This is a genomic window from Rhodococcus sp. P1Y (assembly GCF_003641205.1).
GTDB lineage: Bacteria > Actinomycetota > Actinomycetes > Mycobacteriales > Mycobacteriaceae > Rhodococcoides.
The window spans coordinates 1075624-1095940 of the sequence record NZ_CP032762.1 but is presented as its reverse complement, the minus strand read 5'-3'; the positions used below and the strand labels follow the sequence as shown (position 1 = coordinate 1095940).

Below are 20317 nucleotides of genomic sequence, written 5' to 3'. Positions count from 1 at the left end.
CGATTGCATAACACCAAGCGCGGTCGCTGGAAGCAAATCATCCCGGACGGCGTTGGCTAGCTGTGCGCAGCAGCGTCACTGCTGGGATAGTAGGACCACCGACCGAGGGGATCGACCGCACCGATGAGCGCCCGCACCATCCTTGGACCTGATCGATCGTTCCGATCATGACAGACATGACACCGTCCATCTCTCCGGCCAGGCGCCTCGCGCAGCGCCTCACCGAGTCGCGGGGTGAAAAGAACAGCGAGACGCTGGCCGCCGGTTTTCTCCTCGCGGCCACCCTCATCGCACTGCTGTGGGCCAATTCGCCGTTCGGTGAGACGTACCAGAGCTTCTGGCACACCGAGGTGTCGATCACTGTCGGCAACCACGGCATCGCTCTCGATCTCGCTCATTGGGTCAACGACGGGCTCATGGCCCTGTTTTTCTTCGTCGTCGGCCTGGAGGTCAAGCGCGAGTTCGCGATGGGCGAGCTCACCGATCGGTCTCGTGCCAGCATCCCCATCGTGGCAGCACTGGCCGGCCTCGCCGTCCCCGCAGTACTGTTTCTGCTCCTCAACCCGTCAGGCGAGGCCGCGGGCGCGTGGGGCGTCGTCATCTCCACCGACACCGCGTTCGTGCTGGGCGCACTCGCGGTCGTCGGACCGAAAAAGGCTGCGCGCCTACGTATATTCCTCCTCACCCTTGCGGTGGCCGACGATGTGGGCGCGTTGGCGATCATCGCGTTCTTCTACACCGACGAGCTCGACATCACAGCTCTCGCACTCGCATTCGTGGGGTTGGCGGCCATCGCGCTTCTCCGAAGACTCCAGGTGTGGCGCGGTGTCGGATACCTGGTCGTGGCGTTGGCAACATGGGTGGCGTTCTACGAGTCTGGCGTGCATCCCACGCTCGCGGGCGTGATGATCGCACTGATCCTGCCGGTCTATCCGCCGCGCCGCAGCGAAGTCGAGCGCGCCGCCGATCTCACCCGCGCCTTTCGACAGTCCCCCAATCCGGAGTATGCCCGCGCAGCGAGACTCGGTCTCGACCAGGCAGTCTCGGTCAACGAACGGCTCATGCGGCTCTATCAGCCGTACACGGCGTTCATCATCGTGCCGATCTTCGCCCTCGCCAACGCCGGCGTCGTGCTCAGTGGCGAGACGCTACGAGCAGCAGCGGTGTCGCCGTTGACGTGGGGAATCATCGTCGGGCTCGTTCTCGGCAAACTCGTCGGAATCACCGGAGCCGCAGCTCTGTTCGCCAAGATCAAACCCTCGGCGTTGGCGCCGGGATTGACGCTGTCCCACATCGCGGGCGGCGCAGCACTGTCCGGCATCGGATTCACCATCTCGCTGTTCATCGTCGATCTCGCCCTCGACGACGAGCTTCTCGCCGACCAGGCTCGCGTCGGCGTCCTGGCGGCGTCGGTGATCGCCGCTGCGCTCGGCTGGTTGTTGTTCCGCATCGACGCGCGCATTCACCCACCGCGGCAGGACACCTCGCACCGCATACTCCGTGCGGTCGATCCGAGGCGCGACCACATCAGAGGGCCCGTGGACGCACCGTTGACCATCGTCGAGTACGGAGATTTCGAATGCCCGTTCTGCAGCAAGGCAACCGGTAGCATTCGCGAAGTACGCACCCACTTCGGTGACGAGGTTCGGTACGTGTTCCGGCACCTGCCGCTCGACGACTACCATCCGCACGCCCGCTACGCCGCTCACGCCAGCGAGGCTGCTGCAGCACAGGGCAAGTTCTGGGAGATGTCCGATCTACTGTTCGCACACAGCGATGCGCTCGAACCGGACGATATCGACGGTTACGCCGAGGACCTCGGGCTCGACATGGACCGCCTCGAAGAAGACATCCGCACCGGCGACTACGTCGTGCGAGTCGAGGACGACGAACTCGATGCCTCGTCCAGCGACGTCGAGGGAACTCCCACGTTCTACCTGGGCCGCGGCGACAAGAACCTGGTCCGGCATACAGGACCGTACGACGCCGCCTCGCTGATCAGGGAGTTGGAGGCACACCGCGCCTAGTGGCACGGTTATGTGCCTTCCGGGGCACTTAACCGTGCCACTGCGGCGGAGCCGCCATCTCCAGAGCGGTGCTTACTCGATACGGTTTCCCTCGTCGTCCCAGTGCTCGGCGACCTTCTTCGACGGTTGAACGCGGGGAGGCTCGCCGGGCATCTTGGGGTAATCGGGTGGAAAGTTGAGTTCGCCGCCCGGCAGGGTGTCCCACAGGTGCAGCAACGGCTCGAGCGAGTACGACTCGGAATCGATTGCTTCCCAGGGATCCCCGTCGGCCAGGTAGTCGGGCACGGTCACCAGGTTGTACTCGCGTGGGTCGGTGACGCCGGCCAGGTTCGCCCAGGACATCGGCGTGCTCACCGGCGCGCCCGGCTGCGCCCGCAAGCTCCACGCGCTTGCGATGGTCCGGTCACGGTTGTTCTGGTTGTAGTCCAGGAAGATGCGTTCTCCGCGTTCCTCTTTCCACCACTTCGTCGTCACACCGTCGTCACGGCGCTCGAGCTCTCGGCCGAGTCCGATCGCCGCATGACGCACCTGCTCGAAGGTGTACTCGGGGGTGATGCGGACGTAGATGTGGATGCCCCGATTGCCACTGGTCTTCGGATACCCACGAAGACCCAACTCCTCCAGAAGTTCTCGGGTCACCTCGGCTACCCGTTGTGCGTCGGCGAACGTTGTCCCGGGTTGAGGGTCGAGGTCGAGACGAAGCTCGTCGGGGTTGTCGACATCGGGACGCCGCACCGGCCACGGGTGAAAGGTCAGCGTGCCCATCTGCGCCGCCCACACCGCAGCGGCGACCTCGCTGGGACACAGTTCCTCCGCGGTTCGCTTGCTCGGGAAGGCGATCTTCACCGTCTCGATCCAGTCGGGCGCACCCTTGGGTAGCCGCTTCTGATAGAAACCGTCACCCTCTTTGTCCTGCGGACCCAACGCAAGTCGCATTCCTTCGCGGAACCCGTCCGGCCACCGTTCCATCGCGGTCGGCCGCTCACCGATCGCCCGAAGCAAGGGCTCACCGATGGCGGCATAGAACTTGCAGACCTCCAACTTGGTGATCTCGGGAGTCCGGTCGGTCGCCTCGTAGATGACACGGTCAGGACTCGAGACGCGCACCTCCCGGTCGCCGGCTTCGACGAATGCGGGCGGAGTCTTGGCGGCCACTCACTTACCTCCCGCGATTACATCCGCGACGTCGTAACTGACGGGAACTTCCAGCTGTTCGTACGTGCAGGACTTGGGGTCTCGGTCGGGACGCCACCGCAGGAATCGGGCAGCATGTCGGAGCCGTTCGCCTTCCATTTGGTCGTAGGCGACCTCGATGACGCGCTCGACGCGCAGGGGTACCCAGCTGCGATCCTTGTTCGACGTCCACCTGTTGGCCTCGGCGGATTTCGGCTCCTCACCGGTCCGAAGTGGTTGCAGCTCTTCGAGAATCTCGATACGCCGCTTGTCGGTGAAAGCCGACGCGCCGCCGATCATTCGCAGATCGTCACCGTCGTACAGACCCAGCAACAGCGAGCCGATCCCGTTGCCCGACTTGTGGACTCGATAGCCGATCAACGCACAATCGGCAGTGCGTGCATGCTTGACCTTGATCATTTCCCGCTTGTTCGGCAGGTACAGCCCGTCGAGCTTCTTCGCGACGACTCCGTCGAGCCCTGCGCCTTCGAATCGCTCGAACCAATCCTGTGCCGTAGCCGCATCGTCGGTGGTGCTGGTGACCTGGCAGCTGCGTCCGGGAGAATCGCCGTTCAGAACCTCGAGCAATCTTTCTCGACGGGTGCCGAACGGGGTGCCCGTCAGATCGGTCGTGCCGTGGGCGAGCAGATCGAATCCGACGAACATCGAGGGCGTCTTCTCGGCCAGCATCTGCACCCGGGAGTCGGCTGGGTGGATGCGCTCGGACAAGGCGTCCCAGTCGAGTCTGGTCCGACCCTCGATCTCGCGAGGCACGACGATTTCACCGTCGACGACGACGCGCTCGGGCAACTCTCGGCGGACGGCGTCGACCAGTTCCGGGAAATAACGAGCGAGGTCCTTGCCTCCGCGGGACCCGAGAATCACCTCGTCGCCGTCGCGGAACACGATCGAGCGGAAGCCGTCCCATTTCGGTTCGTACGACCACGTCGGCGGTCCGTCATCGGGCTGGGCGGGCACAACCTTGGCCGCCTTGGCGAGCATCGGCTGAATCGGCCACGCAACGGGAAGGTCCACGGTGTAATACTGCCTCATCACCGCACCTCGGCACTCGAGATCTCCCGCGAGGGGATATTTTTGTCGTAGCTTTCTCTGCGAATCACTTCCACGAACAAGGACCGGTCTTGTGACACCCCTCAATCGAACGCTCAGAGGCACAGCTTTCGCCGTGATGGCGTGTTGCACTCTTTTCCTCGCGAGTTGCAGTTCCGACGTCTCCGGTCGTGCGGTTCCGGCAGCAGGCGAGAACGGGTCTTCGACGTCCTCCTCGGCCCCCACCACCACGATCCAAGCTGCTCCCTCGGGTCAGGAAGGCGAGGACATCGGTGGCGACATCGACTTCGATGTCGAGATCGGCCAATGCGTCGAACTCGGCGGAACTCAGTACGATGCGACGATCGACAACGCCGACTGCGGTAGCGAACGCTCCAACTACAAGGTCATCGCGAAGACGCCGACGCAGGCAGAGTGCCCGTCGGACATCGATCAGTCGTACTACGAGACGTTCGCCGACATCGAACAGGGCGCGTTGTGCCTGGACATCGATTGGGTCATCGGAGGATGCATGGACCTCGGCAGCGAGGACCCGAACCGCATCGACTGTTCGTTGCCGCAGTCGGACTCGTACTACATCACCGACATCATCGAAGGAACCATCGACGTCGAGGACTGCGCCGATCCGGCGACCGGTGGCTTTCGAAAGTCCGAACGTAACTTCACCGTCTGCTTCGAGGAGTTGTAGACGAGCCGATGAGTGTCGCGCTGAAGTCGCCGCGGGGACGCTGGATCGTCGCCGGATGCGTTCTCGGATCCTCCCTGGCGATGCTCGACGCGACCGTCGTGAACATCGCGCTCCCGGACATCGCGTCCGATCTCGGGGCGGGCGTATCGGGTCTGCAGTGGACCGTCAGCGCGTACACGTTGACGTTGGCCTCGTTCATTCTTCTGGGCGGCGCTCTCGGCGACCGGCTCGGGCGTCGCAAAGTCTTCGTGTGGGGAACCGTCTGGTTCGCCCTGGCGTCGGTCCTCTGCGGGCTCGCACCGAACATCGAAGTGCTCGTCACGGCTCGGTTGATTCAGGGCATCGGTGCCGCGTTGCTGACGCCGGGAAGCCTCGCACTGATCTCCGCGTCCATTCGTCCCGAGGACCGAGGCGCGGCCATCGGCTTGTGGTCCGGGTTGGGGGGCGTCGCATCTGCAGTCGGTCCGCTGCTGGGTGGCTGGCTCGTCGACGTCGCTGGATGGCGTTCGGTGTTCTTGCTCAACATTCCGCTTGCCATCGTGGTGGTGTGGACCGCGGTCAAGCACGTTCCGGAGAGCCGTGATCCTCACGCCGAGGGCAGACTCGACATCCCGGGCGCCGGGATCGTCGCACTCGCGCTCGGCCTGCTGACGTACGGCTTCATCGGTGCGTTGCCGGTGCTCATCGCGTTGGGAGTCGTCACTGTCGGTGTCTTCGTGATCGTCGAGCGTCGAACCGACAACCCACTGGTACCGCCGTCACTGTTCTCTTCCCGAGTCTTCCTCGCAGCGAATCTGGTGACGTTCGCTGTCTATGCCGCCCTCGGTGGTGTGTTCTTCCTGCTGATCCTGCAACTGCAGCTGGCGCTCGACTACTCCCCTGTTGCCGCCGGACTTGCAACGTTGCCGATCACCGCGCTGATGCTGGTGCTCTCGGCGCGCGCGGGCAGAATCGGCCAGCGCATCGGTCCGCGACTTCCGTTGACGATCGGCCCGCTCGTTGCCTCCGCGGGGCTACTGCTGATGCTGCGCATCTCGCCCGGTTCGTCGTATTTCGCACACGTCCTGCCTGCCGTCGTCGTATTCGGGCTCGGGTTGTCGATCCTGGTCGCCCCGCTCACCGGAGCAGTGCTGGCCGCGGTGTCCACGGATCGGGCAGGCACGGCATCCGGTGTCAACAATGCAGTCGCCAGAACGAGTCAACTGCTCGCTGTCGCTGCGCTTCCCGGTGTCGCCGGTATTTCGGGGATGGACTACGACGTGCCCGAGGTGTTCTCTTCCGGGTTCCACACCGCAATGCTCCTGTGTGCGGGTCTACTTCTGCTCGGCTCGGCCATAGCTGCGGTCATGATTCCCGGTGTACCTCGATCGGATCCGGCGTCGGTCGACTGTCTTCCGCATTGCGACCCCTCGTCCCCGGCAGTGAGCCCGCGGGAGCAGGTGTAGCCGGGAGTGGAGCCTGCGGAACGACCCAACTGGCCGGGAGTGGAGCCCGCGGAGCGACCACCGATAAGCTGACCTCTTGGATACAGCCCGTATATCCATGAGAGGTCAGGAGAGTCATGTCGACCGAGAACGAATCACCGGACGTCAAGCCGAGGAGTCGCGACGTCACCGACGGCTTGGAGAAGACCGCCGCCCGAGGAATGCTGCGCGCCGTGGGGATGGGCGACGAGGACTGGGTCAAATCGCAGATCGGCGTCGCGTCCTCCTGGAACGAGATCACCCCGTGCAACCTGTCGCTCGAACGTCTCGCGAAAGCGGTCAAGGTAGGTGTTCACGCAGCAGGCGGGTTCCCCCTCGAGTTCGGCACCATCTCCGTGTCCGACGGTATTTCCATGGGCCACGAGGGCATGCACTTCTCGTTGGTTTCCCGTGAGGTCATCGCCGACAGTGTGGAGACGGTGGTCAGCGCCGAACGCCTCGACGGTTCCGTACTTCTCGCCGGATGCGACAAATCGCTCCCCGGAATGCTCATGGCCGCAGCACGTTTGAACCTGGCCAGCGTGTTCCTGTACGCCGGTTCGACTTTGCCCGGATTCGCGACGCTGTCCGACGGTAGCGAGCATCAGGTCACCATCATCGACGCCTTCGAGGCTGTCGGCGCGTGCTCGCGCGGGTTGATGTCGCGCGAGGACGTCGACACCATCGAACGCGCAATCTGCCCCGGCGAAGGTGCGTGCGGCGGCATGTACACCGCCAACACGATGGCCAGCGCCGCCGAGGCAATGGGTATGTCACTGCCGGGCAGCGCGTCTCCGCCTGCACCCGACCGTCGACGCGACCAGTTCGCCCACGCCAGCGGCGAGGCAGTCGTGGAACTTCTCCGACGGGGCATCACCGCCCGCGACATCATGACGAAGGAAGCGTTCGAGAACGCCATCGCCGTCGTGATGGCATTCGGTGGATCCACCAATGCCGTTCTGCACCTGTTGGCCATCGCGCACGAAGCGGAGGTCGATCTCACCCTCGACGACTTCGTACGGGTCGGCGCCAAGGTGCCTCACCTCGCGGACGTCAAACCGTTCGGCAAGCACGTCATGACCGACGTCGACGCCATCGGCGGCGTTCCCGTCGTCATGAAGGCGCTGCTCGACGCCGGTCTCCTCCATGGGGACTGCCTGACGGTCACCGGAAAGACCGTCGCCGAGAACCTGGCTCACATCGCACCGCCCGATCCCGATGGCAAGGTGCTGCGCGCGATGAATGCCCCGATCCATCCGACCGGCGGCATCACCATCCTCAAGGGGTCGCTCGCGCCCGGTGGAGCCGTCGTCAAGTCGGCCGGCTTCGATTCCGACGTATTCGTGGGAACAGCACGCGTTTTCGAACGCGAACGCGCCGCCATGGATGCGCTGGAGGACGGCACGATCTCGGCAGGCGACGTCGTCGTCATCCGATACGAAGGCCCCAAGGGTGGGCCCGGCATGCGTGAAATGCTCGCCATCACCGGCGCGATCAAGGGCGCGGGACTCGGCAAGGATGTTCTGCTGCTCACGGACGGCCGCTTCTCCGGTGGAACCACGGGCCTGTGCGTCGGCCACGTCGCGCCCGAAGCCGTGGATGGCGGACCGGTTGCTTTCGTGCGCGACGGTGACCGAATTCGCCTCGATGTCGGCAAGGGCACCCTCGACCTTCTCGTGGACGAGTCCGAACTCGAAGCACGCAAAGAAGGTTGGGCTCCTCTGCCTCCCCGGTACACCCGCGGAGTGTTGGCCAAGTACGCCAAGCTCGTCGGGTCGGCGTCCGAGGGTGCGGTGCTGATTTAGGTTCGGTCGCCCCATCGCTTGAATGGTCCATTCATACGATCAGATAGCTCGAATGGTTCACGCAAGCGGTGCCCGAGCCGTTCCCCCATCGCTTGAATGGTCCTTTCATACGTGCAGAACGTATGAATGGACCATTCAAGCGAAACGGGGTGACCCCCGACCCCCGACCTACAACGGCATAGCCCAGACCGGGCTGGAGCGTTCCTTGAACTCCGTGCACCGTCGGTAAGCGGAGTCGGCGAGCTGGTAGAAGTTCTGCTGGCTCGGCCTGTTGACCGGTTTGGGGGCGCGTCGCATGACGGGGAGTTCGGCGAGATCGAGTGCGGCGTCCAGTTCTTCTTCCGCGGACTCACGACGCTTACGTGCCCGGTCGGCAAGAGCCAGCTGATGGATGGTGACGTGCTCCGAGTTCTCCAGCGCTGCTTCCTCTTCCGCAGCAGCTTGCACCTCGAACACCTTCGCGGCGAGCTGGTAGATACTCGGCCTCACCAATTCGCCCGCGACAATCGCCTCGACGGAGACCGATGTCTCCACAACTACAGGCGTTCGGACGGTGCTGGTCTCCGCAACCGGCTTCGCGAGAACGACGGCCTCCGCCTTCTCGAGTCCGACGACCGCTGCCTTCGGGGCCGACGGCTGCTCGAGCAAGTGCTCCAACTCGGCCACTTCGCGTGCCGCCGCCGGATCGAACGCCGCAGGAGCAACGGGCAGAACACGTTTCACGGGCGCAGGCAGCAGGACGCCGACGATCACCGCACCGACAGCGAACACAACGGTAGCGATCAACGACGTATGTACGACGGCTCCGACGAAGGAACTGACCGCATTGATCTCCAGGTTGTCCGCATAGCCCTTGAGAAATGGGTTCTCGCGCAGGATGTCCGAGACGATGACGGCACCGGCGACCGAATCACCCGACGCTTCGACCGCTTGCAATGCCTGTTCGGTCGGCTGCCCGTCGGGACCTTTTCCGGGGAACCCTGCGAGGAAGTCGATGATCCCGCCGCGATACGTCGTCGCGAGAACCGAACCGAGAAAGGCGATTCCGAGCGAGCCGCCCAGTTCCAGCGCTGTGTCGTTCAGGCCACCCGCGACACCGAGCTTGTTGTCAGGAAATTCGGCCATGATGGCGTCGGTGCACGGTGAGACACTGAGTCCGATACCGATTCCGAGCAAGCTCAGAACGGGAACGAAGTCCACATAGCTTGCAGTGGTGTCGATTCCGAGCATGGAGACCACAGCAAGAGTCCCGACGACCATGCCTGCGGTCACCGTGTACTTCATGCCAACCTTAGGCGTCAACCACTGGGTGATACCGGATCCGACGAACACGGCACCAGCGAGCGGAAGCAGGTGCACACCCGTGGACACCGGCCCGAAGTCGAGCACGAACTGAAGGTATTGCGCCACATAGTAGATGGCGCCGAACGTGACGAGGAAGAACAGCAGAACCGCAAGAACGGCGCCACTGAGCACCCGTGAACGGAATGCACGGACGTCGAGAAGTGGATTGGGGTGTCGCAGCTCCCAACCGACGAACGCAGCGATACTCAGGACGCCGACTACCGCGAAGTACGTCGGGCCGACACTCCATCCGAAGTGCATGCCCTCGATGATCGCGTACACGACAGTCGATACTGCGACTACGGACAGCAGCCCTCCGAGCCAGTCGATTCGGCCCGGGTCCACGGCCCGCGAGGGCGGGACGAGTGCGATGGCGGCAGCGATGGCGAAAACAGTGATGGGGACGTTGATCAAGAAACTCGAACCCCACCAGTAGCTTTCGAGAAGCCAGCCGGCCAGCAATGGTCCCATCGCAATCGCGAGACCCGAGGTCGCAGCCCAAATTGTGACTGCGGTGGCGCGCTCGTGCTTGGGGAACGTGGCAACGAGAAGCGACAGGGTCGCGGGCATCACGATGGCCGCTGCCACACCCATCACGATGCGCGCGAGGATGACTCCAACTGTTGCGTCGGTCAGTGCACCGGCAATGGAACCAGCCGTGAAGATCAACAACCCGAGAAGTAAAGCGCCCCGGCGACTGTAGCGGTCACCGATGACGCCGAACAGCAGCATCAACGCTGCGTACGGGACGGTGTAACCGTCGATAACCCACTGCAGGTCGCTGCTCGACAGGTTCAGATCCATCGTCATGGCCGGTGCGGCCACCAACAACGACGTGTTCGCCATGACGACGACGAGAAGGCTCAGGCACAGCACCCCCAGTGCGGCCCAACGTTTGGCGTACGGCTTTTCCATCTCCTGAACAGGAGTCATCGCAAGCAATGTCATGTGTGTTCCCCCCTATGCACCACGCACGACACACCGCGCGCAGTGCTGTGCAGCCTAGGAAGGTTCAGGTAGGGTGCGCAATTCTTTGTGGCGCCCGTTACACATGTGACTGGGAGTTATAACAACAAACGAAAGTGCCACCGTGTCAATCGAACTGACACGGTGGCACTTTTCTGTAACGCGAGGATCGATCAGGGGATCGGGGCGAACCCTGCTCCGACTGCGTTACCCGCGTCGATATGTCGCAGGATCGCGTCCATGTTGGTTCCGACCTGAGGACCGAAGCATGCGATCCCGAGGTAGGCGTTCACCATGCCGACGAGCGTGGTGCCGACGACCACGGGGCTACCCGAATCACCTTCGACGACGCACAGCTGCGACCAAGTCTCCTGCGACTGCAGGACGTCACCGTAGGCGACACCACAGGTGTTACCGGTGGTGCGGCCTTCCTTGCAGACGATGTTGGGGAACGAGGCGGGCGGACCGACCTGCGTGATGGTCACGTTGCCCACGCGATTGACGGGGACAACCTTGGCGCGGTCGAACTCGATGACCGCGTAGTCGTACTCCGGGTTGGAGAATGCGATACGTCCCACCACACCGGCGGACGGGTCGTACTCGGGGACGATCGTCGCACCTGCGCCACCGCAATGACCTGCGGTAAGACCGACGAGGCGGCCTTCACGGTCGTTGCCGATCGTGGTCAATGTGCACTCGGCCGCATTGTCGACGATGATCCCGGAACCACCCCCCAGTACCGCCGGAGCTGCAGCGGATGCAGTCCCGACGCCGAAACTTGCAGCAACAGCGGCTGCCGCCACGGCGACGAGCATGAACTTCTTCAACATGTATTCCCTCTCCAGCGGTGTCCGCAGAACCCTAGCAACAAGTTGCGGCTAGAGACGAGTACCTGTACTAAACATCCGATTCGAGAGCAGCCAACATGGACCGGGCTTCCTCCAGTTGACGGCTCAACTCGGCCACCCGCGACGCTGCTTCTTCCCTGGCATAGGAGATGACGGCCTCGACCGCATCACGGGCTGACTCGTCGCCAAGTTCTCGGACCGCCCGGGAGACCGACTCCGGCGAGACCGACTGCGCTTTGCCCGGCCTTCGAGCCCCGTGCGTCACCGTCACGGACCAGTCGTTGTCGGCGCCCGCATGAATGGTGACGCTGACGCTGTCCGGACCCTTCTTGCCCTTGCGAGCCGGCGCCGAGGCGGCCTTGGCCGGAGCAGGCTTCGCCGGCGCAATGCTGGCCGGCGCAGACTTGGTGGGGGCAGGCTTTGTGGGGGCAGGCTTGGCTGGAGAAGGCTTGGCCGGCTCGGTCCACTCGGCTATCTGCGGCTTCGCCGCCGCCGGTGTCGCGGCGGACTTGGCCGCAGGCTTGGCGGCACTACCGGGTGCGTTACGGGTGATGCGAAGTTCATCGGCCTCGAACGGCAGTTCGTCGTCGACGCCTTTGGGGCTGATCGTGACCGTGCTGCCGTCGATCGAGACGACCTTGGCCGACGTGCCCTCGGGCAACCCGAGACTCGGCGTCGGCTCGATGAGGTAGACCGTCGCCCGACGCCCCTCCGCGAGGGCGCCCGCCAACGTCGCGAGATTCTCGGGCGTGAGGGATTCGTTCGCGGTCTTTCGTCTTCGCGGTGGCATCGGCTTGCGGACCTCTCTCGAAAGTGTTTGCGAATACTGTCGCACATCCCGCGTGTCTCTGGCGCGGTGGCACACGTCGGAACTCCGATACCGTTCGACCGGGAAAACCGAAGTACGTGCCGATGAATGAGGAACCCACCGTGAACACGACGACGATCACTCCTGATCTGCTACGAGGCGCCCTCGACCACGAGTACACCGAACGTGGTCTCGTCGTGCACCGTCTGCCTGCATGGGCGCGCTCGCAGGTTCCCGACGCGCAACTCGCCTCCGCTGAAACTCAGCCCGCAGGCGTGCGTCTCGCCTTCAGGACGACGGCGAGGGTCGTCGAACTCGACGCGGTGCGCACCAAGCGCAACTTCGTCGGCCTACCTCCACGGCCCGACGGGTTCTACGACCTGTTCTCGAACGGAGTTTTCACGCACAGTTCACCGTCCAACGGCGGCGACGTCGTCACGATAGACATGGCGACGGGCGGGGTCGAGGTAAGTGCAGGAACGGTCGGGACGATGAAATTCGCGCTCGATCCCGGCGTCAAAGACGTCGAGATCTGGCTTCCTCACAACGAAACCGTCGAGCTCGTATCGCTGAGATCCGACAGTCCAATCGAACCATCGCCGACGCCGAGTAGACCCAGGTGGCTTCATTACGGAAGCTCGATCAGCCAAGGTTCCAACGCTGCAACACCGAGCGCGACGTGGATCGGGGCGGTCGCGTCGTCCAGCCGACTCGATGTCGTCAACCTCGGATTCGGCGGGAGCGCCATGCTGGACCCGTTCGTGTCCAGGGTTCTCCGAGACGAAGCAGCCGATGTGATCAGCCTCGAAATCGGCATCAACATCGTGAACAGCGACGCCATGCGGTTACGCGCCTTCGTGCCCGCGGTCCATGGGTTTCTCGACACGGTGCGAGACGGTCACCCGGATGTTCCGATTTACGTGATCTCGCCGATCTACTGCCCCATTCACGAGGACACTCCTGGGCCAGGGGCATTCGACCCCGAGGAGCTCGCAGAGGGAAGGGTTGCGTTCATGGCGACCGGCGTAGCGGGACCGGGCAAATTGACTCTCAGGGTCATCCGTGAGGAGTTGGATCGGATCGTGGCACAGCGACAGGATCTGAATCTGGTCTACGTCGACGGCCTCGACCTGTACGGCGTGGATGATTTCGCCGACGCCCCACTTCCGGATCGCCTTCACCCCGATGAAGCCACTCACCAATTGATCGCACACAGGTTTCGAGAAGTGTCTGCAACTTCGAGTAACAGTTACTTTGATTAACACCTAAGTTGGCTTCCGGAGCTTCGCTCGACGGCTTCCTTCACTGTACGTGGCCACCGAATCGATCGCGCGCCGACGCACTGTGAGAAACGCAGACTTGAAACCCATATACGGGCCGCGTCCCACCCGTAGCCTGGCCGAGTACCTGCATGCGGTACGCGAACGGGAGGGACTCGATGTACCACGTCGAAGCGAACGAGCAAACGACATCCGACGGGCCGCAGGTGTACCTACTCGATGCGGCGTCGACCCTCGAGGTCCAGGCACTGAATCAGTGGATCGACTCGACCACCCCCGATGGTGCGCAACGGCCACCGTCGGTCGTGTTGTACGGCGAATCGGCGCACCAGGTGGCCGACCTGGTGCGCGCAATTGCCAAGGACCCACTGCTCATTCCGCTCCGGGTGACACTGACGGAGAAGAAGCGCGGAGGCTTCCTTCGCCGGGTGTTCGCACCGAGAGGGAACTCGATGCCGACCAAGGCATGGCAGCGATGGGTTCAGGGTGACGATCCCGATCACTCTGCCGTCCTGGTCGGCGAGCCCGCCACCCTTCGCGATCTGGCCGCCCGTTTCGAGAAGGCCGGCGGCACATCGTTGTCGTTGTTCATCCGCAGGCAGGCCAGCTTGGCGCTGGACCGAGCAGAGCGAGACGTGATCGGTTCCGAATACAAGATCCCTCGATTCGTGGTCGAGGACATGACCGAGCAGAAGAAGTTCCACGACGGTATGGCCGAACTGGCCACCCAGGTGGGCGAGGACCTGCCGGAGGTCGAGCGACGCGTCCACACGATTCTGAACGAGATGGTCGCCACCGAGACGCGTCGCGCGGTCGAGATGTGGGGCACTCTGGGCGCGTACTTCTCCCGTGCGTACCAGGTAGATGTGGACCGAACCCAGTTGCAGAAGGTTCGCGAGCTGAACAAGAAGCACCCTCTCGTGTTTCTTCCGAACCATCGTTCGTACCTCGACCCACTCGTCCTGCGGCCCGCACTGCTGACCGAAGGACTCCCCCTCAATCACGTCATGGGCGGAATCAACGTCGGATTCTGGCCGCTCGGGCCCATCGCCAAGCGCAGTGGGGTCGTGCTGATCCAGCGCAAGTTCTCCGACGAGATCTACAAGTGGACATTGCGGCAGTACATGAGCTTCCTGCTGAGCAAGCGATTCAACCTCGAGTGGTACATCGAGGGTGGACGCAGTCGCACCGGAAAACTTCGACCGCCACGTTTCGGTCTGCTGACGTATCTGGTCGACGCGTTGGAGAGCAGCGACGCAGAGGACGTGTACCTGGTGCCGACGTCCATCACGTACGACCGCCTGCACGAGGTGGGCGCGATGGCCGCCGAATCCCACGGTGCGCAGAAGCAAGCCGAGGGCATCAGGATGGCCATCGGCTACATCCGTGCACAGGGAAAGCTACGCGGCAACGTGTACCTGACGTTCGGCGAACCGATTTCGGTCAGATCGATTCTTGCCGAGAACGAGGACAAGCGCGTCGCCGTTCAGAAGATCGCCATCACCGTCTCGCATGCGATCAACGACTCGACGCCGGTGACCCCGGCCGCTCTCGTCACGATGGCCCTGCTCGGCATCGAAGACCGCGCGCTCAACGTCCACGAGATGTGGGCGATCATCTCGCCGTTGGCGGACTACATCAAGAAGCGCGGGTTGCCTACGGCAGGCGGCGTCGACATCAGTGAAGTAGACGTGGTGCGCTCGGCAGTGATTGCGCAGGTCAACGCCGGAGTGGTCAAACGCTTCGACGAGGGTCCCGAACCGGTCTTCTACCTCGCTCAGGACAAGCACCTAGTCGCAGCGTTCTTCCGCAACAACGCGATTCACTACTTCGTGATGCGCGCGATCGGCGAGTTGGTCGTCCTGCCCGATCAAGGCCAAACCGGTGCCTCCACGCCCGAATCGATATGGAAGTCCGCACTGGAGTTACGCGATCTGCTCAAGTTCGAGTTCTTCTTCGGAGACAAGAAGGATTTCGGGGATCGCCTCGAAGCCGAAGTCGCCCTCATCGATCCGGACTGGCGTAAGAACCTCGACGATCCCGCGTACGCAGCCAAGAAACTGGAGTCACAGGATCTGCACCTGGCTCACCGTGTACTCCAGCCGATACTCGAGGCGTACCAGGTGGTCGCCGATCAGCTGATGCTGCAGCCCACCGGCACCGAGTTCGACAAGCCGACGTTCGTCGCCCAGTGCCTCGGCGCAGCCCAGGCGCGGCGTCTTCGCCAGCAACTGGACCACAGCGAGGCGATCTCGGGCGAATTGTTCGACACAGCACTGCAATTGGCCGACAACCGCGGGTTGGTCGATCCATCGGGTGACAATCTCGCTCAACGCCGGCGCGACTTCGCCCGAGAGATCAACGAATGGGCGCGGAAGGCTCGCGTCGTCCGCGACATGGCACACCGCATGCTCGCCGAGGTAGATCCACTGACCGTGCCCGCCGGAGTGCCGAGCAACGAACCACGGGAGGGTGACGCCTGATGAGCAATGGCCCGAGTATCGATCTCGCCCACCAACTCGGCGTCATCGCCGACGCACCGCAGGGACCGGATACGGCCGCGTTCTTCGATCTCGACGGCACACTGATCAGCGGTTTCTCGGCGAAGGCCGTATTTTTGGAACGCCTCAAGACCCTCGATGTCACGGTCAACGAATTGTGGGAGATTTCGAGCGCCGTGGTGGAGATGCGCATGCGCAACTCCCCTGTCGACAATCTGATGGGCAAGGCCGTCAAAGGCCTGGAAGGTCGACGCGAAGAAGATCTGATGGAGCAGGCCTACACCCTGTTCCGCAACGAGATCGCGCCGATGATCTATCCACAGGCCCGTATGCTCGTCGAGGCTCATCGCCACGCGGGCCATCGACTCGTGATCGCGACGTCGGCGACGCCATACCAAGCAATTCCGGTCAAGGAAGACCTGCAGTTCGACGAACTGCTGTGCACCACACCGGTCGTCGTCGATGGAGTGCTGACCGGAGAGCTCGTCGGAAATTCACTGTGGGGGCCGCGTAAAGCACAGGCCGTTGCCGATTACGCCGAACAGCAGGGTCTCGACCTCGGCCGATGCTTCGGCTACTCCAACGGGGGCGAGGACGTCCCGTTCCTCGACGAGGTCGGACACCCGGTCGCCTTGAACCCCGACGAGGATCTGAAACGGTATGCAGCCAAGGTGGATTGGCCGACGCTGGCCCTGGAGAACCCCAAACGCGGCACGGATATCACGTCCGCAATTCGAAGCACCGCAGCCTTGGGTTCAGTCCTCGCCAGCGCGGGCTTCGGTCTCGGACTCGGCCTGCTGACGGGTAGCCGCCGAACTGGTGCGAACATAACCTCGACCATCGCACCCGACATCGCGTTGACGATCGCCGGCATCAAGTTGGACGTCACCGGGACCGAGAACGCGTGGTCCGCCAGACCCGCAGTCTTCCTGTTCAACCATCAGAGCACGGCCGATTCCATCATCGTCACCTCCATTCTTCGACGTGACATCACCGCGGTCGCCAAGCGGGAGTTGGAACGCGATCCGAGGTTCGCATTGCTCGGTCGCATCTTCGACGTTGCGTACATCGATCGAGGCGATCCTGCACAAGCACGCGAAGCCATGAAACCGGCCATCGAGAAACTACATTCCGGAATCTCGGTGGCCATTGCACCCGAGGGCACTCGTATGCCGACCCCGCGCCTCGGACGGTTCAAGAAGGGAGCGTTCCACCTCGCTATGCAGGCGGAAGTGCCGATCGTGCCGATCGTCATCCACAATGCAGGCGACGTGATGTGGAAGAAAGACTTCACCGCACACTCCGGTACCGTCAAGGTCACCGTCGGAGAGCCCATCTCCACCAAGGATTGGGTTCCCGAGAAGATCGACAGCTACATCGACGACGTCCGATCCTTCTACGACAGAACGCTGGGATATGCCTGAAAATCAGATCAGTTCGGTTGTGCAGTCGGAGATCGAGAAGAACCTGCTGGGGGGCACACCGAAGTACACGCGCGGGGACATCGTCGAGAAGTCGGGGATCGAGCCGCAGCGTGTGACGCAGTTGTGGATCGCGATGGGCTTTCCGGTGCACACCGATCCCGACGCAATCGTCTACACCGACGCCGATCTCGATGCACTGCGCATGATCACGGGTCTGACGGAACAGGGCGTCATCCGGCCCGAGATGGAAGTCGCCATTGCCCGGACTTTGGGGCAAACGATGTCGCGACTGACCGAATGGCAGGTCGGCGTCGTGAACTCTCACATTCACGACCGCATCGAAAGTGCCGGGCCTGCCGATCTCGACGCCATCCGCAAGGACGCCAGAGAGGTTGCTGCACAGACGGTACCGACCCTCGAAGCGTTGCAGTCCTACACGTGGCGGCGCCACCTGGCGGCGACAGCCGGACGGTCGATCGCCGATCCGAACGACGAGGCGACGAGCCGCACGCTGGCCGTCGGATTCGCCGATATGGTCGGCTACACCAGCCTCACCCGGCGGCTCGCCATCGAAGAACTCACCGAGTTGCTCGAGGAGTTCGAGTCGATCGCCACCAACATCATCGCGCGTGGACGCGGCTCGGTCATCAAGAACGTCGGCGACGAGGTGATGTTCAGCGCTCAGACACCTGAGGACGCGGCCCATATAGCGCTCGACCTGCAGGACGCATTCGCGGCGAAAGAAGACATGCCCGAACTGCGCGTCGGAATCGCGTGGGGACCGGTACTTGCCCGCTACGGCGACCTGTACGGCTCGGTGGTGAACATGGCTGCCCGCCTGACCAGTTCGGCGCATCCAGGGTCCATACTCGTGGATACGACGCTGACCGAGGCATTGGCGGAGGATTCCGAGTTCTACCTCAAATCACTTCGTTCACTGCGGGTCCGCGGATTTCACAAGCTCAAGCCGCATGCTTTGCGCCGCAACAAGCGGGACAATCACTAGCACCCGACCGACCGGTAGAAGTCGAGGTGGCTTCGAGCGGCTTCGTCCCAGGTGAGGCTGCGAGCCAACGCACGCCCGTCTTCGCCGTCGTGGACGACGTCGATTGCCTGAGCGAGCTCATGGGCCATTCCCTCCGGCTCGGATGCGTAGGTCACAGCATTCCCGAACACCTCGCGCAGCACCGGCAGGTCTCGCGCAACCACGGGCGTACCGGCCGCAAGCGCTTCCATTGCTGCGAGTCCGAATCCTTCCTTCGTCGAGAAGAACGGAAGCACCGAGGCCTGGGCTACGAGGAATGGAAGTTCGTCGTTGTCGACGGTCCCGAGGACGACCGGATCGATGCCGAGTTCCTCTGCGCGAGAATCGAATCGACGACGATAGTCCCGGTAGTCGAACAACGTTTCACCCCCTGCGAACACGAGCCGTAGCTCCGGCCGATTCAGCAACGCGAACGCCTCCAGAAGGTCCAGCGAACCTTTCCGCGGTTCGATACCTCCCACCGCGAGTACGTAGCTGCCGAACTTCCTCTGCCACTCGGTGTTCGCCGACGCCGCTGCCGCTTCGAATCGTGCCGACTCGACGCCGTTCGGGATAACCGTCGGCTCCACACCCCACCCCAGACGCACCTCTTCGGCCACCGCCGCCGATACACAGATCCGCGCATAGGGTTCGACGACGGCGCGCTCGTGGCAGGCTGCGAGCGCAGGCGTCGTGAAAGTGTCGAGGTGGTGAATCGTCCTGATGCACCTACCGACCGCATTTGCCGAAATACAGTCCTGCGCATGCACTATGTCGTAGTCGTCGGGCGAAAACGCCTCACCGAGAGTGGCTATCGACCGCAGAATGCGATCTCCGACGCTTTCGTCGTCGCGCGCCTCGAACGGGACCATGGCGACCGTCACCGACGGGTCGACAGCGCGGAAGAACGCGCTGTCACCGCCCCTGCCCAGGGACCAGACCGTGACGTCCGCCCCCGCGCGGGCAAGCGCTTCGGCAAGATGCAGGGTATGCACCACTCCGCCCCTCGGCTTGGACGAATACGTCAGCAGGCCTATTCTCAACCCTGAGACCCTTTCTCGTCCAACAAGTTCGGATAGCTGTCCACCCGTCGCTCCTCGAGGTGGTGCAAAACGCGCCGGGCACGGTTCACCTCGGCGTCGACGTCGATGTCGTGAACGGCAAGTCCGCCCTTGTCCCTGGTCTTGGCAAGGATGTCTCCACCGGGCCCGACGATCTTGGCCTGACCGAGGAATCGGAGCGAGCCCATGATCCCGGTTTGGTTGGAGGACACCAGAACCACTTGATTCTCTGCGGCGCGAGCGGCGTCGTAGAGATCGAAGAGTCGAGACTGGCGGTCGTTCGACAGACTCGACGCTCGATCGGTGACGCTGGCGGGCCACGCCGACAATGCCGAGATGATGCGTGCACCGTCCAAGGCGAGGGTGCGCGCAGACTCGGGGAAAGTCTTGTCGTAGTCGATCAGCATGCCCATTCGACCGACCGGAGTGTCGAAAGCGTCGAATCTGTTTCCCGCTGCGTAGGCCAATGACTCTCCCAGCGGTTGGTGCACTTTGCGATGACTGCCGAGCACGCCGTCACCAGTGATGCACACAGCGGCGTTGTAGCGCAAGCCATCCGAGAGTTCGGTGTATCCGACGCACACCGTCATGTCGCGTGCCGCTGCAATGATCGCTGCGATTTCGGGGCCGTCGATATCGAGCGTCGGCGGAAGTTCCGACACGTCCGGGTTGCGCAGACTGTCGATGTATCCACCCAGGGAGGCGTCGGGCAGCACGAGGAGGTCGATGCCGTCGCGTGCGGCGCTGTCGATGATCGTGACGATCTTCGATACCGCACGGTCGATGTCGCGACCGAAATGTGCTGCCAGAGCGCCAATCCGGATGGGTGCCATG

The 20317-nt window shown here is 63.2% G+C and carries 15 protein-coding genes; 8 read left to right on the top strand and 7 right to left on the bottom strand.

All coding sequences use genetic code 11. From position 1 onward, the window contains the following. Positions 1–167: 167 nt before the first annotated feature. Positions 168–2027: a Na+/H+ antiporter NhaA gene (nhaA, locus tag D8W71_RS05170; RefSeq protein ID WP_121111581.1), complete on the top strand. Its 1860-nt coding sequence runs from the start codon at positions 168–170 to the stop codon at positions 2025–2027. A gap of 72 nt (positions 2028–2099) precedes the next feature. Here nhaA and D8W71_RS05165 read toward each other — a convergent pair whose 3' ends face one another. Both D8W71_RS05165 and D8W71_RS05160 read right to left on the bottom strand, forming a co-directional pair. After that, positions 2100–3182 (bottom strand): DNA polymerase domain-containing protein, encoded by a 1083-nt coding sequence (locus D8W71_RS05165; protein WP_121111579.1) that lies wholly within the window; start codon positions 3180–3182, stop codon positions 2100–2102. Continuing rightward, the gene (locus D8W71_RS05160; protein ID WP_121118606.1) at positions 3183–4235 is read right to left on the bottom strand and encodes an ATP-dependent DNA ligase; all 1053 of its coding nucleotides are present in this window, start codon (positions 4233–4235) and stop codon (positions 3183–3185) included. A 154-nt stretch (positions 4236–4389) separates the two neighbouring features. Between D8W71_RS05160 and lppU the strand changes: the two genes are divergently transcribed. The 3 genes from lppU to ilvD all read left to right on the top strand — a co-directional run bounded on the left by lppU (position 4390) and on the right by ilvD (position 8227). Further along, positions 4390–4959 carry an LppU family putative lipoprotein gene (gene lppU / locus D8W71_RS05155; RefSeq protein WP_121111577.1) on the top strand — a complete coding sequence of 190 codons (570 nt, stop codon included), beginning with the start codon at positions 4390–4392 and terminating at the stop codon, positions 4957–4959. 8 nt (positions 4960–4967) lie between these two features. Then, entirely contained in the window at positions 4968–6404 is a 1437-nt protein-coding gene (locus D8W71_RS05150; protein ID WP_121111575.1) for an MFS transporter, read from the top strand. 116 nt (positions 6405–6520) lie between these two features. Further along, entirely contained in the window at positions 6521–8227 is a 1707-nt protein-coding gene (gene ilvD / locus D8W71_RS05145; protein ID WP_121111573.1) for a dihydroxy-acid dehydratase, read from the top strand. Positions 8228–8395: 168 nt separating this feature from the next. On the opposite strand, the gene D8W71_RS05140 is transcribed toward ilvD, so the two are convergent. The 3 genes from D8W71_RS05140 to D8W71_RS05130 form a co-directional block, all read right to left on the bottom strand. Further along, a complete protein-coding gene (locus D8W71_RS05140) occupies positions 8396–10519 on the bottom strand; it encodes an MFS transporter (RefSeq protein ID WP_201265257.1) in 2124 nt (707 codons plus the stop codon). Positions 10520–10710: 191 nt separating this feature from the next. Further along, positions 10711–11367: a S1 family peptidase gene (locus D8W71_RS05135; protein WP_121111571.1), complete on the bottom strand. Its 657-nt coding sequence runs from the start codon at positions 11365–11367 to the stop codon at positions 10711–10713. 67 nt (positions 11368–11434) lie between these two features. Next, a complete protein-coding gene (locus D8W71_RS05130) occupies positions 11435–12175 on the bottom strand; it encodes a DUF6319 family protein (RefSeq protein WP_121111569.1) in 741 nt (246 codons plus the stop codon). Positions 12176–12315: 140 nt separating this feature from the next. Here D8W71_RS05130 and D8W71_RS05125 point away from each other — a divergent pair, with 140 nt between their 5' ends. The 4 genes from D8W71_RS05125 to D8W71_RS05110 all read left to right on the top strand — a co-directional run bounded on the left by D8W71_RS05125 (position 12316) and on the right by D8W71_RS05110 (position 18404). Next, entirely contained in the window at positions 12316–13455 is a 1140-nt protein-coding gene (locus D8W71_RS05125) for an SGNH/GDSL hydrolase family protein (protein WP_121118602.1), read from the top strand. 176 nt (positions 13456–13631) lie between these two features. Then, positions 13632–15956: a glycerol-3-phosphate 1-O-acyltransferase gene (locus D8W71_RS05120; protein ID WP_121118600.1), complete on the top strand. Its 2325-nt coding sequence runs from the start codon at positions 13632–13634 to the stop codon at positions 15954–15956. Next, on the top strand, positions 15956–17398 hold the full coding sequence (locus D8W71_RS05115; protein WP_121111567.1) for an HAD-IB family hydrolase: 1443 nt from the start codon (positions 15956–15958) through the stop codon (positions 17396–17398). The genes D8W71_RS05120 and D8W71_RS05115 overlap by 1 nt, the downstream gene beginning before the upstream one ends. After that, positions 17391–18404, top strand: a complete 1014-nt coding sequence (locus D8W71_RS05110) for an adenylate/guanylate cyclase domain-containing protein (protein WP_121111565.1) — start codon at positions 17391–17393, stop codon at positions 18402–18404. The genes D8W71_RS05115 and D8W71_RS05110 overlap by 8 nt, the downstream gene beginning before the upstream one ends. Here D8W71_RS05110 and D8W71_RS05105 read toward each other — a convergent pair. Together D8W71_RS05105 and D8W71_RS05100 are read right to left on the bottom strand one after the other, a co-directional pair. After that, positions 18401–19465 (bottom strand): MSMEG_0565 family glycosyltransferase, encoded by a 1065-nt coding sequence (locus D8W71_RS05105; RefSeq protein ID WP_121111563.1) that lies wholly within the window; start codon positions 19463–19465, stop codon positions 18401–18403. The two genes, D8W71_RS05110 and D8W71_RS05105, sit on opposite strands and share 4 nt — an antisense overlap. Beyond that, positions 19462–20316 (bottom strand): carbon-nitrogen hydrolase family protein, encoded by an 855-nt coding sequence (locus D8W71_RS05100; protein WP_121111561.1) that lies wholly within the window; start codon positions 20314–20316, stop codon positions 19462–19464. Before D8W71_RS05100 ends, D8W71_RS05105 begins: the two co-directional genes overlap by 4 nt. Between the last annotated feature and the right edge of the window lies 1 nt (position 20317).